This window comes from Marinobacter sp. LV10MA510-1 (assembly GCF_002563885.1).
Taxonomy (GTDB): domain Bacteria; phylum Pseudomonadota; class Gammaproteobacteria; order Pseudomonadales; family Oleiphilaceae; genus Marinobacter.
In genome coordinates, this window is record NZ_PDJA01000001.1 from 805233 (window position 1) to 819789 (window position 14557).

General features: G+C 54.5%; 15 protein-coding genes. 10 read left to right on the forward strand and 5 right to left on the reverse strand.

The genetic code is table 11. The features are described 5' to 3' along the window. Positions 1–56: 56 nt before the first annotated feature. On the reverse strand, positions 57–2651 hold the full coding sequence (locus ATI45_RS03840) for an ABC transporter permease (protein WP_098418350.1): 2595 nt from the start codon (positions 2649–2651) through the stop codon (positions 57–59). Next, positions 2641–3294: an ABC transporter ATP-binding protein gene (locus ATI45_RS03845; RefSeq protein WP_179888445.1), complete on the reverse strand. Its 654-nt coding sequence runs from the start codon at positions 3292–3294 to the stop codon at positions 2641–2643. Before ATI45_RS03845 ends, ATI45_RS03840 begins: the two co-directional genes overlap by 11 nt. A gap of 81 nt (positions 3295–3375) precedes the next feature. On the opposite strand from ATI45_RS03845, the gene ATI45_RS03850 reads away from it, so the two are divergent. The 10 genes from ATI45_RS03850 to ATI45_RS03900 all read left to right on the forward strand — a co-directional run bounded on the left by ATI45_RS03850 (position 3376) and on the right by ATI45_RS03900 (position 11500). Continuing rightward, positions 3376–3747 carry a hypothetical protein gene (locus ATI45_RS03850; RefSeq protein ID WP_098421640.1) on the forward strand — a complete coding sequence of 124 codons (372 nt, stop codon included), beginning with the start codon at positions 3376–3378 and terminating at the stop codon, positions 3745–3747. 40 nt (positions 3748–3787) lie between these two features. Next, complete coding sequence (locus tag ATI45_RS03855) at positions 3788–3970, forward strand: DUF1289 domain-containing protein (RefSeq protein WP_098418352.1); 183 nt, start codon at positions 3788–3790, stop codon at positions 3968–3970. A gap of 191 nt (positions 3971–4161) precedes the next feature. Then, entirely contained in the window at positions 4162–5091 is a 930-nt protein-coding gene (gene folE2 / locus ATI45_RS03860) for a GTP cyclohydrolase FolE2 (RefSeq protein ID WP_098418353.1), read from the forward strand. Further along, positions 5088–5636, forward strand: coding sequence for a hypothetical protein (locus ATI45_RS03865; protein ID WP_098418354.1), 549 nt, complete (start codon positions 5088–5090; stop codon positions 5634–5636). Before folE2 ends, ATI45_RS03865 begins: the two co-directional genes overlap by 4 nt. Positions 5637–5856: 220 nt before the next feature. Further along, a complete protein-coding gene (locus ATI45_RS03875) occupies positions 5857–6417 on the forward strand; it encodes a carbonate dehydratase (protein ID WP_098418356.1) in 561 nt (186 codons plus the stop codon). Then, the gene (locus tag ATI45_RS03880; protein ID WP_098418357.1) at positions 6407–7828 is read left to right on the forward strand and encodes a dihydroorotase; all 1422 of its coding nucleotides are present in this window, start codon (positions 6407–6409) and stop codon (positions 7826–7828) included. The genes ATI45_RS03875 and ATI45_RS03880 overlap by 11 nt, the downstream gene beginning before the upstream one ends. After that, entirely contained in the window at positions 7818–8318 is a 501-nt protein-coding gene (gene hisI, locus ATI45_RS03885) for a phosphoribosyl-AMP cyclohydrolase (RefSeq protein WP_098418358.1), read from the forward strand. The genes ATI45_RS03880 and hisI overlap by 11 nt, the downstream gene beginning before the upstream one ends. 88 nt (positions 8319–8406) lie before the next feature. Next, on the forward strand, positions 8407–9381 hold the full coding sequence (locus ATI45_RS03890) for a CobW family GTP-binding protein (RefSeq protein ID WP_098418359.1): 975 nt from the start codon (positions 8407–8409) through the stop codon (positions 9379–9381). Continuing rightward, on the forward strand, positions 9374–10399 hold the full coding sequence (locus ATI45_RS03895; RefSeq protein ID WP_098418360.1) for a WD40 repeat domain-containing protein: 1026 nt from the start codon (positions 9374–9376) through the stop codon (positions 10397–10399). Before ATI45_RS03890 ends, ATI45_RS03895 begins: the two co-directional genes overlap by 8 nt. Before the next feature lie 60 nt (positions 10400–10459). Continuing rightward, positions 10460–11500 (forward strand): CobW family GTP-binding protein, encoded by a 1041-nt coding sequence (locus ATI45_RS03900; protein ID WP_098418361.1) that lies wholly within the window; start codon positions 10460–10462, stop codon positions 11498–11500. On the opposite strand, the gene ATI45_RS03905 is transcribed toward ATI45_RS03900, so the two are convergent. The 3 genes from ATI45_RS03905 to ATI45_RS03915 are packed head-to-tail and all read right to left on the reverse strand — an operon-like array spanning position 11493 to position 14419. Beyond that, a complete protein-coding gene (locus ATI45_RS03905; RefSeq protein WP_098418362.1) occupies positions 11493–12848 on the reverse strand; it encodes a peptidoglycan DD-metalloendopeptidase family protein in 1356 nt (451 codons plus the stop codon). The genes ATI45_RS03900 and ATI45_RS03905 overlap by 8 nt on opposite strands. Positions 12849–12887: 39 nt before the next feature. Beyond that, positions 12888–13694 (reverse strand): metal ABC transporter permease, encoded by an 807-nt coding sequence (locus tag ATI45_RS03910; protein WP_098418363.1) that lies wholly within the window; start codon positions 13692–13694, stop codon positions 12888–12890. Beyond that, positions 13694–14419: a metal ABC transporter ATP-binding protein gene (locus ATI45_RS03915; protein ID WP_228735926.1), complete on the reverse strand. Its 726-nt coding sequence runs from the start codon at positions 14417–14419 to the stop codon at positions 13694–13696. The genes ATI45_RS03910 and ATI45_RS03915 overlap by 1 nt, the downstream gene beginning before the upstream one ends. Positions 14420–14557: the final 138 nt, after the last annotated feature.

A 14557-nucleotide genomic window follows, 5' to 3' on the forward strand; every position in this document is an offset into this window, starting at 1 on the left:
AGTTTAGTCAACACAGAAAAACACGCATATACATTTCGTTAATAGCCACCCTCCACTCAACCCTCCCGCAGCAGCAGGGCCGGGTTCAGCCGCAGCGCCCGCAGCGTTGGCAGCAGGCCTGCCAGCAGGGCAAGGGAGCTGACGGCGCCCGCCACCAGCGCGCCAAGCCACCACAGATCGCCTGCCGGCAGTTTTAGCAACATGCTGGCCAGTGGAAGGGCAATCAGCGCTCCGAGTGCGGTCGCGAACACGGTAGAAAGCAAGGTAAGTAACCCGGTTTCCAGCAGCATGGACTGCCGAATAGCCTGGTGCCTCGCGCCAAGGCAGTGAAGCAGGTTGGCCTCGTATAGCTGTCGTCTGCGGCTGACACTGACCACGCTGGACAGCACAAGAAGGCTCGCCGTCAGGCTGACCAAAGCAACGGTGGCAAGGCCGGCCGCTGCTTTTTTGAGCAGGTTACCGGCGGTCTCGAGCCAGTCGGCTGTGCGCAGGGTAATCACATTCGGGATGTTTCTGGCCAGCCACTGCTGTGACGTTTTTGCGGCCGGGTCGGTTTGGTAAACCACGCCTACATACCTGCCAATCAACTCGTCCAGCGCGCCATCTTGCAGAACGCCTTCGAACCAGAATCGGGTTTGAAGGCCTTTTTGCTGGTACAGGGCTTTAATTTCGGCGGCAATTGTCTGGCCCTCAGCCTGAAACTCCACTCGGTCTCCTACTTTCAGCCCGAGCTGGTTGGCTTCACGATCTTCCATCGCCATGAAGGCGGGCTCACCCTCTGCTGCCGGCGACGACCACCAGCTGCCACTGACGAGCTCTAGATCTTCCGGGTTTCCTGACAGATAACTGAGCTTGTACTCATCACCCATGGCCTCGCGTCTGGCTTGCGAGTTGTCTGCCAGAACATCCGCGATTGGCTGGTTGTTGATCGCCGCCAGGCGGCCACGAACCAGTGGCAATAGTTCAATCTGACTGGCCGGATCAAGGGATTCGAGGCCAGACTTGAGCGGGTCAATCTGATCAAAAAAAACCTCATACAGGATCAGGGCAGGGGCTTCGGCCGGGATCGTGGATTCCAGCGCGCGAAGGAGGGTGCCCACAAGCAGGGTGCAAGCCACCACAAGAGTCAGCGCCGTACCCAGCGAGAGCAGGGTTGCCCGCAACGGTGAATCTGGCCTGTGCAAATTGGCCAGCGCCAGTCGGCGTGCAAAATTTCGACCAGCAAAGCCGCTGTCTTCCAAATCTCTGGCAGCGCGTTGCAGTCCCTTGATCAGACCTTCCAGTAAGCCCCAGAGCAGCACAACAGCCAGCAGAAACAGGAACCCGAGTTGCGGGGAGGGTAGCCAGAGAAGAGTGGCGGCAATGTAGGCCGCTAGCAGAAGATAACTCGCTATCCGCCAGCTGCGAGGCTCATGGCTGGCCGCCTGAACCCGGCCGCGGAACAGGCCTGCCGGCGACGCAGCAAGTGCTCTGGCCAGCGCCGGCAGTGCGAAAACGTAGGCCGTCAGCACCGCAAACAGCCAGCTCAGCAGCAATGGCACAAGCCAAAGAGCTACCCACTGGCCAGCATCAACAGAGCCGGGCAGCGCAAAGGCATCACCGGCCAGACCAATGGCTGCGGCAGACAGCGCCAACCCGATGGCGCCGCCGATGATGCCGGCCATGCTGCCCAGCAGGCCAATCTGAAGAAGATAAATGCCCACCAAAGGCCGGCGGCGCAAGCCCAGTGTTTGCAGTGTGGCGATGGTGCCAAGCTTTTCGTCCAGGTAGGCATGTATGCTGTTGGCGACACCCAGGCCGCCAATGAACAGCGTGGTAAAAGCGATCAGAATGAGCGCCGTTGCAATCTGGTCAAGCCTTTCGGACAGGCGTTCGCTGCGCTCGGCAAAGGTTGTGGTATCCCAGCGGGTATCGGGAAACGCCTGCTCGAATTCATCCAGCCAGACGTCCAGATTGCGATCGGTCTGCACCCGGTATTCGTAGTCAACGCGGCTGCCCGGCCGAATCAGCCCAGTTGCTTCTACCGCCGCTTCGGAAATCATGATCGGCAAGCCGCGCCAGTTGGCATTCAGGCTGCGATCCGGCTGCGCCTGAATCAGGCCGCTGATGCGAAAAGTTGCTGCGCCAATCTGAATCTGATCGCCAATGGACTGGCCCAGACGCTCAGCAAGCAAAGGATCAATGATGGCGCCCCAAAGATCATTCTTCTGTGAAGTTAGCTCTGCAAGTGGTTGATCCGGCATTAGTTGCAGCTTGCCGTAAAGCGGATAGGCGGCATCCGGAATCAGTATCTCGGCTCTGACGAAGCTTGCGCCGCCGTCTTCACCTTCACCTTCACCACTCGCTGCCCCGCTTACCATCGTATCGAGCTCTCGAACCAGCGAGAGGCTGCCGGTCGCACGAACCCATGCAAGCACTTCATCCGGCAGAGGTTCACTGGCTTCCAGTTCGACGTCGCCGCCCAGAAGCATGCGGGTATCCGCTAGCAGACTCTGCTCGATAACCCGGTAGAGACTGGCCGTGGCAGCCACCAGGGTAACGCCCAGTATGAGGCATGCCAGAAAAACCTTGAGCGCGGAGATGCGCGAGCGCAGGTCCGAGATCGCGAATTTCAGCATCCAGAAGGGTCTTGCGGAGGTTTCAGATTTCATAGAGGTGCCCACCGTCCATCCGAACCCTGTGCTGACATCGCTCCGCGACGCGCTCGTCGTGGGTCACCAGCACCAGCGTAGACTTGCTTTTCTTATGCAGGTCGAACAGCAACGAAAGCACTTTCTCGCCGGTTTCCTGGTCCAGATTGCCTGTTGGCTCGTCACCCAGTAGCAAGCTCGGCTGATGAACCAGCGCCCTGGCAATCGCCACACGCTGTTGCTCGCCACCAGACAGCTGCGCTGGATAGTGCTGCAATCGATGGCTCAGCCCAACGGCCTCCAGCATGGCAATAGCTTGTTCACGGGCGTGGGCTTGCCCGGCAATTTCTAGGGGCAGGCTGACGTTACCCAGCGCGCTGAGACCGGGCAGCAAATGAAATGACTGGAAAATAATGCCAAGGTGCTTGCTGCGCCAGTCGGCCAATGCATTTGAATCCATGTCACCAAGGCGCTGGCTGCCAATCAGAATCTCGCCCTTGTCTGGGCGCTCAAGACCAGAAAGCAGCAGAAGCAGGGAGGTTTTCCCGCTTCCGGATGGGCCAGTAATCGCCAGTGTTTCGCCGGGTGGAACCTTGAGTGATGCGTTATTGAGCACTGAGACAGCACCTGATTCTGTTGGATAGGTAAGGTAAATGCCGCTCATTTCGACGCTGGTGGACACTGAGGCTCCTTGTTTTGTGATTAGTGCGAATCTGATCTTTTCGTTATGTTACTCTATAACACTATGAAACCTGACAAACGTGAACTTAAACAAATAGAACGCCAGTTTGTCGTGGCGCTCACCGAAGCCTGCGAAGCTGCAAAAACTGAAGTACCCGGTTTTTGCCGGCTGACACACGATAACGGCGCAAATCAGTTTCCGGCGGGCCTTCGCGTGACCTGGATTTTTGATACCCGGGCCAACCTTGAGCAAGCGCTTGTTGATGGCTTTAAACAGCATGCGCGTGCACAGACCTTGGCCGCGCTTGAACAAACCGGCCTGGACCCAGGCCTCATTTCCAATTGCCTGCAGTTCGACAGCGAGGAAGCCTGCACGAACTCCCAGAAGGGTAACTGGTTAGCGCGGCTGGCGCAGATACGGCGCATCAGACATTAAGAGCAGGCAACACTTGACGATCCGCAGGCTGGGAGCCCCCATGGCGAAGGAAATAGAAAACCCCTGCAACTCTGTCTGTCAATTGGACAGCGGCGTCTGCCGGGGTTGCGGCCGCACACGGGCGGAAATCAAAGCCTGGAAAGGAATGAAGCGGCCCGAGAAACAGACGTCGGCAAGAGCGGCGGGTCTGAGGCTGAAAAAACAGAAAACGAAGAATTGCTAAAGACCCAGCCCAGAACAACCTCTTTCAGTACCGGAACCACGCACGTTTAAGTTGATCAAGTAGTTACATTGTGTTATGTTATAACATAACAATTAAGGGGAAGTGACCGACTTTTGGGGTGCGCATTCCCTCAATGACTTGCTCCACACCCCCAGTCTTGCCAAACAGCGCAGAATGCAGGGAGTCAAACGATGACCGCGGATCTTCCCGATATCGCAAAAAACCAGGTGGGGCAGGGAGGTGCTCCGCTGGATTGGGTGGGGATGGAAAACATCAGCCTTCCTGTAGTGCTCAATGAAGCCAGTCAGGTGTCTTATACATCCGGCAGCGCATCGGTATTTGTAAATGTTCCATCGGGGCCGCTGGCTGTGAAAGGTATCCACATGTCGCGGCTTTACCAGCTACTCAATACCTCGTCGTCCAGTGCACTAACCCCGGGATTGCTTCGGAGCCTGTTGGCATCGGCCATTGCAAGCCATCAGGATTGTGGTTCCGAAAAGGCAAAAATCACTTACTCGTTCAACTTTCTGGCTCTGCGCGATGCGTTAGTCACTCCCGATAGTTCAGGATGGCAGAGTTACTTGGTCTCATTATCTGCTGAAAGAGATGACGATAGAAAGTGCGAGCAAATATGGCTATCGGTGAATATTACATACTCGTCAACTTGTCCGTGCTCAGCCGCACTGTCCCGGCAGGTTCTGCGGGATGCGTTCACCAACGATCACTTTGGAATGACACAGGTATCGGTGAATGATGTGGCTCTTTGGCTCGATCAAAATGGCAGCGTCGCAACACCCCACAGCCAACGGAGCATTGCCCGTGTATCCGTTCCGTTGGATATGGCGCGGCCAGATCGTCTTGGCCTCATCGATCTGATTGATCGTGCTGAAGCAGCGCTCTCAACGCCGGTGCAAACGCTGGTTAAACGAGCCGATGAGCAGGCATTTGCTCGGCTCAATGGCGCAAATCTGATGTACGTGGAGGATGCCGTTCGGCGGTTGTCAACAGCACTTACGCCACATTATAAGGAAGTTGGGGTCAAAGTACGCCACCTCGAAAGCCTGCATGCCCACGATGCGGTTGCTTCCATTAGCCCCGCTAGGGGCGGGTTGGCGCCATGACTGACGCGCCTGACATCTTCATTTTCAACACACTGAGTAAGCGCAAAGAGGCGTTGGTTACTGCCGAATCAGATCGAGTAACCCTCTATGTCTGCGGACCTACGGTCTACAACTATTCGCACCTCGGCAATGCCCGCCCGGCAGTGGTGTTCGATCTTCTGGTCAACCTCCTGAAAACCAGATACAGCGAAGTGGCCTATGCCCGGAATTTCACCGATATTGATGACAAGATAAACCATGCGGCCGCGGCGGAAGGGAGTTCAATTGACACTGTTGCAACGCGTTTTATCAATGCGTATCACCGGGATATGGACGCGCTGGGTGTGGCACGACCGCAATGGGAACCCCGGGTCACCCATCATATTCCCCAGATAATTGCGCTGATTGCCCGGCTTCTCAAAAAAGGGCATGCCTACAGTCACAAAGGGCACGTGTTGTTCAGTATTGTTTCCTACCCAGAGTACGGGCTTCTCTCTGGCCGAAATATGAATAGCGTGAGCGCCACTGTACCAGCGCACGACCGACACCTTGGAGAACACGATTAAACCATTCTGGGTCGAGTGGATCGAAGCGCGGATAGAGCAACGCAATATTGCGCTGAAAGCGGGGAATTATGAGTTGGCGGACATCATTCGGTCTGAATTACTGGCCCGGCACGTCCAGTTGGACGATACCCGGAGCGGAACAACATGGGAGGCGATTGCCCAGCCTTTCGCTATCTGAGAAGTGGTATAAAAATGGCAACATCCCAACTGGAGGTATCAAATGATTCGTAAGAATCCGAATGGTGATCTGCCGAGAATTCATCCGGATGCGTTTGTGGACCCTACGGCAATTATTTGTGGAAAAGTCATCATTGAAAAGAATGTATTTGTTGGCCCTTACGCTGTCATTCGTGCCGACGAATCCAACGACGATGGAGACATGGAACCCATTGTCATAAAAGAGGGTTCGAATATTCAAGATGGCGTTGTCATTCATTCAAAATCAGGTGCTTCGGTTACTATTGGCGTTGGCGCATCCATCGCGCACAGAGCAATCGTGCATGGGCCCTGTAGTGTCGGCGACGGCGTTTTCATTGGATTCAATTCCGTTTTGTTTAACTGCAGTGTGGGTGAGGGCAGCGCGATACGCCACAATGCCGTCGTTGACGGGGTAGCGTTGCCATCAGGCTTTTATGTTCCCTCAACCACGCGGATAGGCCCGCAAACAAACCTGGCTGAAATCCCTAGAATGTCGTCGGCGGCGTCTGCTTTTTCCGAGGATGTTGCGCAAACCAATCTCAAACTGGTTCGAGGATACAAGGCGATTCAAAATGAACTGTGATGAACAGGCGCTCCACTCAGAGCAAAAACAGGCACTGAAATTTGCCGACTTGCTCATCAAAAATGCCCAAGTAATGCTGCCCTGGGGGTGTGAGGAGCTCGATGTTGCCTGCATCGAAGGCCGCATTGTGGCCATTGGCGAATCTGCGTGGAAGGGACGGGGAACCATTGACGCATCGGGCCTGCACCTATTACCCGGCGTCATCGACTCACAGGTTCATTTCCGCCAACCCGGTCTAGAGCACAAAGAGACCATTGAAGCCGGTACACGGGGGGCGGTTTTGGGCGGTGTCACTGGCGTTTTTGAAATGCCCAACACCAACCCGTTGACGCTGACCCAGTCCGACCTTCAACAAAAACTGACGATTGCCGAGAACGACGCGTGGTGCAATTACGCATTTTACGTTGGTGGCTCGCCTAAAAACGTGCACCTGCTGGAGGCTTTGGAGCAGCAGGCAGGCTGTGCCGGTGTGAAAATATTCATGGGCAGCTCATTCGGTGACCTCCTCGCCGAAGACGACGAAGTTCTAGAGCGCATTCTTGCAAGCGGCAACCGCCGCGTCTCGATACACGCTGAAGACGAAGCCCGCCTGAGACAAAGACGCGCCCTCGCAGAGCAGAGTGGCGATGTGCGTGACCATCCGAACTGGCGGGATGTTGAAAGTGCCTTCCGTGCGACGCGGCGTATTGTCAGTATCGCCCGCAAAACCAATAGGCCCATTCACATTCTCCACATTTCCACCGAAGAAGAACTTGCGTTTCTCGCGGAGCACAAGGATATCGTAACGGTGGAGGCATTGCCCCAACACCTGACGATGGTCGCACCCGATTGCTATGAGCAGCTCGGTACGCTCGCACAGATGAATCCGCCCATACGATCCCTTCGACACAGGGACGCGCTCTGGCGCGGAATAAACAACGGCCTAATCGATGTCTTGGGCAGTGATCACGCCCCGCATACATGGCAAGAAAAGCAGCTTCCTTATCCCGATACACCCAGCGGTATGACCGGTGTACAAACTCTGCTTCCCGTAATGCTGAACCATGTGAACGAGGAAAGAACCAGCTTGTCGCGTATCGTTGATTTGCTTTGTAGCGGGCCCGCCCGTGTCTTTGGGATGGTTGGCAAAGGTCGTATTGCGGTTGGGAACGATGCTGATTTCACCATCGTAGATCTGCAGGCAACCCGAACGGTCAGGGATGAGGATATGGCCAGTATGTCAGGATGGAGCCCCTACGCTGGTGTTACGTTAACGGGGTGGCCTGAAATAACCATTATCTCTGGCAAGCCCGTTATGCGTTCCGGCCAGTTGATCGGTCAGCCTGGGGGCCGCCCCATCGTTTTTCGCAATGAATTACGAAACCGGGAGCCATCAGAACAGACAATAGGAGGTGTCCCTGGTGGCCGATGACGGGCAAAGTGGTACTGACAGATCTTTCTTCTCGGACCGCATCAGTATTGAACAAGTGGAGGAAGGGCATACTCTGGCTCCGAAGTTTGATTCATCGGGGCTCATCACGTGTGTGACGACCCATGCTGATTCCGGTGAGGTGCTCATGCTGGGGTACATGAACGAAGACGCATTGACTCGCACCATTGAGTCGGGAGAAGCGCATTACTGGAGCCGGTCAAGGCAACAACTCTGGCACAAAGGAGGCACCAGTGGACACATCCAGACTGTTGTCGAAATACGAATAGATGATGATCAGGATGCCGTATGGCTGCGAGTTCGGTTGCGAGGCAGGCAGGCTAGCTGCCACGTTGGTTACAGGTCTTGTTTTTACCGGACGATAAACTGGAACAAGGCGCAATCGGCCCCGACACTGAGCTTCATTGAAACTGGAAAAGTGTTTGATCCGTCAGAGATCTATGGCGACGCACCTAATCCCACCATTCTATAACGTTTTTCATCATGAACGTCGCAACCTTTTTATGCGAGCGTTTAATTGTAATGTTATAACGTATTAATAAAATAGTCAGGAGAGCTTAATGAATAAAGTTCCGGTTACAGTCCTCACCGGCTATCTCGGTGCTGGCAAAACAACACTGCTTAATCGCATCCTCTCGGAACAGCACGGCAAGCGCTACGCCGTGATTGTTAATGAATTTGGCGAGATTGGCATCGATAACGACCTGGTTGTTGGGGCGGACGAAGAAGTGTTCGAAATGAACAACGGCTGCATCTGCTGTACCGTCCGGGGCGATCTGATCCGAATTATTTCAGGTTTGATGAAACGCCTGAAAGGCTTTGACGCCATCATTCTTGAGACAACAGGAATTGCCGATCCGGCGCCGGTGGCGCAAACATTCTTCGTAGACGATGAGGTGAGGGCGAAAACGTCATTGGACGCCGTGGTAACGGTGGTTGATGCCAAGAACCTGCCAGCGCGACTGGCTGACAGTTCAGAGGCAGCCGAGCAGATAGCGTTTGCCGATGTCATCCTGCTTAATAAAGTCGACCTGGTGTCTGAGGAGGAACGTAAAGCACTTGAGAGTCGCATCCTGGGCATGAACCCCTATGCCCGAATTATTCCTAGCAACTACTGCGATGTGCCGCTTGACCAGATTCTCAATCTAGGAAGCTTTGATCTGGAAAGGATCGTCGCGCTGGAGCCCGGGTTTCTCACCGAAGATCACGACCACGAGCACGACGATACGATAAAAAGTATTTCACTGAAGAGCAACGTTCCCCTAGATTCGGACCGATTCGAATCCTGGATAATGGAGGTGCTGCGCACCCAGGGCGTGGATATTCTTCGGTGTAAAGGCATTCTGGATTTGGTCGGCATGGATCAGCGGTATGTTTTCCAGAGTGTTCATATGCTTGCTGATGGCACTGCCACACAGCCCTGGCGAGCTGACGAAAAGCGCGAAAGTCGCCTTGTGTTCATCGGCCGTGACCTTGATGAAACAGCCTTAACGGCAGGATTCAGCGCCTGTAAAGCAGGCACCGTCCATGGCTAAGGCACCGTCTCTGATTGAACGCCTCGGTCGGGTCTGGCAACTATCAGATCATGTGGTCGCTTGCCGTTTTGAGCGATCGGGTGCCCTGGCATTCGCACTGGGCGACGGCTCGCTAACCATCATTCCGCATGCGGATGGCGAACCACTGACAGTGCAGGCGCATGCAGGGGGCTGTCTGAGCCTGGCTGCGGCTCCGGGCGGTGGGTTTATCAGTGGCGGTGACGATGGACGGTTCCTGGCAATATCCGTGGCCGGAGAAGTGACGGAACTGGCCAACTACCCCGGTCGTTGGCTAGACAATGTGAGCAGTCATCCGGCCGGCGTCATTGCCTGCTCCGAAGGCAAGCGTTTACATCTGACCCGTATCGGCAAACCCACGATCAGTTTCGAGTATCCCAGCACCGTAGGCGGTTTTTGTTTTTCCCCGGATGGCAAGCGAGTCGCCGTGGCTCATTATGGTGGCGTGAGTATACGCGCCGTTAACGACCAACACTCCGGAGTGCTGGCGTTGAAGTGGGCAGGCTCGCACCTGGACGTGACCTGGAGCCCGGATTCAAGATTTATCCTATCGGCAATGCAGGAGAACTGCATTCGAGGTTGGCGCCTTAAGGACAAACAGGACTTTCACATGAGCGGATATGCCAGCAAGGTAAAATCCTGGGCCTGGGTGGCTGGTGGGCGTTACCTGGCAACCAGTGGCGCCGATGTTATCCCGTGCTGGCCGTTTAGCGGTCGCAAAGGCCCCTTGGGCAAAGCGCCTGTCTCCTTGGGTTATGCCGAATCCGGACGGGTCACGGCCGTTGCTGCGGCACCCGACTATCCATTGGTGGCTGCAGGTTACGATGACGGGCTCGTGCTAGTTACCCAACTGGCTGATGGTGATGACAATGAGCAGGCTGCAGTCATCAAGCCGGCCGGGGGTGGCGGCGTTACCGATATCGCCTGGGCGCTCGACGGGAAATATCTCGCGGTAGCAACGGAGCAGGGGTTTGCCGGTATTCTGCCAACAGCCGCTTAATATTTGCCAGCTCGGTCCCCGAAAAGTGGTGTGAAAATTGCTGGATCAAAGAGTGTCAGTATGAAAATCACCAAAGCAGTGCCAACTAATATCATCACCGGATTCCTCGGGGTGGGTAAAACCACTGCCATTTTGCACCTGCTGGCCAATAAGCCCGCCAATGAGCGTTGGGCGGTATTGGTCAATGAGTTCGGCGAAATAGGTATCGACGGCGGTTTGATGGCTGGAGGCCAGGGGGCTCAAACCGGCGTTTTTATCCGCGAGGTACCCGGGGGCTGCATGTGTTGCGTTTCAGGTTTGCCCATGCAAATGGCGTTGAACAGATTATTGATGGCCACAAATCCAGACCGGTTGCTCATCGAACCGACGGGGTTAGGGCACCCTCAGGAAGTGATTGAGTCGCTGAACCAGCCGCATTACGCCACCGTTATTGACTTGAGAGCGACGCTGACCTTGGTTGATCCTCGACGCATACGAGATTCGCGTTATACCCAGAACGCCACATTCACCCAGCAAATTGCAGTAGCCGATGTACTCGTGGCGAATAAGTCCGATCAGTGTACGGATGACGACTTTTCTTCCCTGAATGCTTACCTGGTGGAAAAAGCCAGTCACGAAAAGCCGTTGTATCGCGTGAGTTTCGGGGAGATCCCGTTCGCGGCTCTTTTGGTCCCTTCTGCCCACACAACGCCTAAGCCTGACCCGTCCAGGCGCTTCACGATGCCCGCATTATCACAAAACGCCTTTGGGCAACCTGAATCCACAGAGCGTTCAGATCACAAGCCATTGCCTGAGGGTGATTACATTAAAATCAAAAAACACGCTGACGGTTTCACGTCGGTTGGCTGGCGTTTTCACGCCAGCATTCTGTTTGATAGAGGCCGGCTGTTTGAGCTCTTTTCCGGTCTCACCCTTCAAAGGGTTAAAGCCATATTCATTACGCCAGACGGTGTTTTTGGCTATAACTTCAGTGATCAGGCGTTAACTGAGGTGGAGTTGGACGAGGCACAGGAGAGTTGCATCGAAGGCATCGACAATGACGTGACGGTTTTTGAAGGTTTTGAAGCGGGCCTTCTGGCCTGTAAGGCCCGCGTCAGTTGATGTCTTGACGCTCCTCATCTTTTTCAGTGGTTCGAGTGGATTGCGGCGACCTAATTGCCAAAACAAGATCGGAGCTGATTCGAGACTGCATGGACACCATTTGTTTGCTGACTTGTGCTTTAAAGGAGGCAAGTTCGATATCAGGCACTTTGGCGGCAGTCGGGATATCCGCGGTCAACGGATTAACGGGTTGGCCGTCCACATGAAACTCGAAATGCAGGTGGGGCCCCGTTGAGCGTCCCGAATTTCCGGTAAGCGCTATTTTTTGGCCCCGCTTTATTCTTTGACCTCGTTTGACCAAAACTTTGCTCAAGTGGAGGTAGCGTGTTTCAAAGGTCCCACTGTGATTGATATCAATATATCGCCCGGCAAAGGGGTGATTGCCAACACGCGAGACGACGCCGTCGCCGGTACTTACAATGGATGTGCCGAAAGGTGCTGCGAGATCGACACCGTTATGGGGTGATCGTCTGCCGGTAATCGGATGGAGACGATCAGGACTGAACGGGGAACTTATTCTGAAGCGTTTTTCGGTTGGCCAACGTAAAAATGCCAGCAAAACGCTTTCGCCGGTCGCGTTATAGTAGTTGCCATCGTCGAAGAGAAACGCGTTATAGGCTTTAGGTCCGCGAAGCAGGGATACCGCTTCAATTCGTTGGCGGCCCGTTGGCGTATCGTGAGTCATCTCGCGACCCGTGATAACAGTGAATGTATCGCCTGATCTGAGATCTCGCCGAAAATCGATTTTGCTTTTCAGAAGCTGAGCCACTTCGGCCACCTCGGCTTTACTCAGTCCCGACTTGACGGCGGAGGCATAAAAGCTGCCATTAACGGCCCCTCGGGTAATGGCTGATTGCCAGTGCGTCTCGGATTGCTGTTTGCGGGCGACAAATGCGCCATCGTCCTGGCGGGCAAAGGTAATGGTTCTGGCCGCATCAATGCGCAGTGTTAATGCCTTAAGCGCCCGGTTCCTGTCGTACTTGAACGTAACCCGTTTTCCAGGTTTCAGTGTTTCAAGAGACAGATACTCGACGTCAGCTTCAAGAACCTGGTGCAGCACAGACGCAGGAATACCTTTTAACTCGAAAATGTCACTTAGGGTATCCCCCTTTTTGATCTCATAACCCTGTGTTTCAGTCTCATTGGTAGGCGGAGAGGGCAGGGGTGCGGGTTCAGGCACAAGGGCTAAATGCCCATTCGGCTGAGCATTCAGGGAGCGGGGATTGTCCAGTTGGATTGATACGGCGCCGGAATGCTTTGGTGAAGCGAAAATAGCGACGACAACGAAAATGATCGCCAATGACAATAGGATTTTGTGGGTAAGTGTAAAAAAGTGTCGAAATAACATGGTTGCGAACTGTCTCCCCGAGCTGCCCAGAATCGCCGTTCAGGCATGAGTTTTTTGTGGCCGGATGAAGTACCGGAAAGCGCTGGATACACCGAAAAGAATAGCAACAATACAGACAATTGTTGGGCCTGTCGGGGTGTCCATAACGTAAGACACCTGCAATCCGGCCAGTGAGGCACCGCACCCGATAATCGCTGCAATAATGGCCATGGTTTCTGGCGTTCTGCTGAAGGGGCGAGCTGTCGCTGCCGGTATGATCAGCATGGCGGCAATCAGCAATACTCCCACTACTTTAATGGCCACAGCCACAACAACCGCCAACGATAAGGTGAGAATCATGTTCTCTCGCTTGGGCGAAATGCCACTTGCGCAAGCGAGTTCAGGGTTAACGGTTGATATAAGCAGGGCCGACCAGCGCCAACAAACCAGTGTGAGAACAAGGGCTGCGCCACCCCAAATCACACCAAGGTCAAGGGCGCCCACAGACAGGATGTCACCAAAAAGATAGGCCATCAGGTCGATGCGAATACCCGACAGAAAGGACACTGCCACCAGACCAAAAGCCAGCGAAGAGTGCGACAAGACACCAAGCAGAGTATCCATGGCGTAACCGCGTTCACTCAGAGTTGTAACGGCCAGAGCCATTAACAGCGATACCACCAAAACCCCTGCAAATATTGGCATGGATAACGTAAGTGACAATGCTACCCCCAGAATGGCGGCATGTGCGGTTGCATCGCCGAAAAAAGCCATACGTCGCCAAACAATAAAGCAGCCAAGCGGCGCCGCGGCGATTGCGACACCGAGGCCGGCGAGGGACGCACGGAACATAAAGTCATCGAACATTAAAGAGCTTCCTCGTGCCGGGGAGCCGCATGGTCATGGTGGTGGTAACTCGCGAACATTTCCGCATCATCGAGGCCAAATAATAATCGATATTCGGGGGCGACCTTGACAACCTCAGGCGCGCCTTCGCAACAAATACTGCCGTTCAGGCAGATAACGCGATCCGATGTTCGCATCACAGTGTGCAGCTCATGGCTGACCATCAGGATGGCGCAACCCAGTTCCTGCCGCACCCGCTCAATCTGTCGGTAAAAGTCTGCTGAGCCAGAATGATCCAGCCCTTGGGTGGCCTCATCCAACAAAAGCAGATCGGGTTTCTCTATCAGGGCCCGGGCCAGCAAAACGCGCTGGAACTGCCCTCCGGACAGGGTGCTTAACTGTTGTTTGCCAAGCCCGGACAACCCCGCTTGCTGGAGAGCAGCCTCCATGTCGTCCCTTTGCTGGCGCTTGGGAAGCGATAGAAACCGATAAACCGTCATTGGGAGTGTTTCATCAATATTGAGGCGCTGTGGAACGTAGCCGATGATCTGTTTACTGATCATTTCAACCTGACCGGAGGTCAGTGGCTGGGCGCCGATAATTGCGCGCAGAAGCGTCGATTTTCCTGACCCGTTCGGGCCGACAATCGTCACAATTTCGCCCCGCTCTATATGGATATTAATGTCTTTTAGCACACTGTTTCCGCCAAAACTGACGGACAGGTTTTTGGTGGCAAGGACTCTCATTTGTTTTCCCATCGAAAGCAGGTCTCACACATCCGCACAGGTCTGGAGCATTTTTCAGCTTTCACAACATAAACCTCTTTCCTAGTTAATAGCAATGTTATAACATAACGTTTAAGCAATAAAGCTTCCATGACGAAA

Bases quoted from the DNA above. Each gene is read 5' to 3' on its own strand.
- ATI45_RS03890 (WP_098418359.1), top strand. From the start codon at position 8,407: ATGAATAAAGTTCCGGTTACAGTCCTCACCGGCTATCTCGGTGCTGGC.
- folE2 (WP_098418353.1), top strand. From the start codon at position 4,162: ATGACCGCGGATCTTCCCGATATCGCAAAAAACCAGGTGGGGCAGGGA.
- ATI45_RS03915 (WP_228735926.1), bottom strand. From the start codon at position 14,419: ATGAGAGTCCTTGCCACCAAAAACCTGTCCGTCAGTTTTGGCGGAAAC.
- ATI45_RS03845 (WP_179888445.1), bottom strand. From the start codon at position 3,294: ATGAGCGGCATTTACCTTACCTATCCAACAGAATCAGGTGCTGTCTCA.
- ATI45_RS03865 (WP_098418354.1), top strand. From the start codon at position 5,088: ATGACTGACGCGCCTGACATCTTCATTTTCAACACACTGAGTAAGCGC.
- ATI45_RS03850 (WP_098421640.1), top strand. From the start codon at position 3,376: ATGAAACCTGACAAACGTGAACTTAAACAAATAGAACGCCAGTTTGTC.
- ATI45_RS03905 (WP_098418362.1), bottom strand. From the start codon at position 12,848: ATGTTATTTCGACACTTTTTTACACTTACCCACAAAATCCTATTGTCA.
- ATI45_RS03840 (WP_098418350.1), bottom strand. From the start codon at position 2,651: ATGAAATCTGAAACCTCCGCAAGACCCTTCTGGATGCTGAAATTCGCG.
- ATI45_RS03880 (WP_098418357.1), top strand. From the start codon at position 6,407: ATGAACTGTGATGAACAGGCGCTCCACTCAGAGCAAAAACAGGCACTG.
- ATI45_RS03855 (WP_098418352.1), top strand. From the start codon at position 3,788: ATGGCGAAGGAAATAGAAAACCCCTGCAACTCTGTCTGTCAATTGGAC.
- ATI45_RS03910 (WP_098418363.1), bottom strand. From the start codon at position 13,694: ATGTTCGATGACTTTATGTTCCGTGCGTCCCTCGCCGGCCTCGGTGTC.
- ATI45_RS03895 (WP_098418360.1), top strand. From the start codon at position 9,374: ATGGCTAAGGCACCGTCTCTGATTGAACGCCTCGGTCGGGTCTGGCAA.
- ATI45_RS03875 (WP_098418356.1), top strand. From the start codon at position 5,857: ATGATTCGTAAGAATCCGAATGGTGATCTGCCGAGAATTCATCCGGAT.
- ATI45_RS03900 (WP_098418361.1), top strand. From the start codon at position 10,460: ATGAAAATCACCAAAGCAGTGCCAACTAATATCATCACCGGATTCCTC.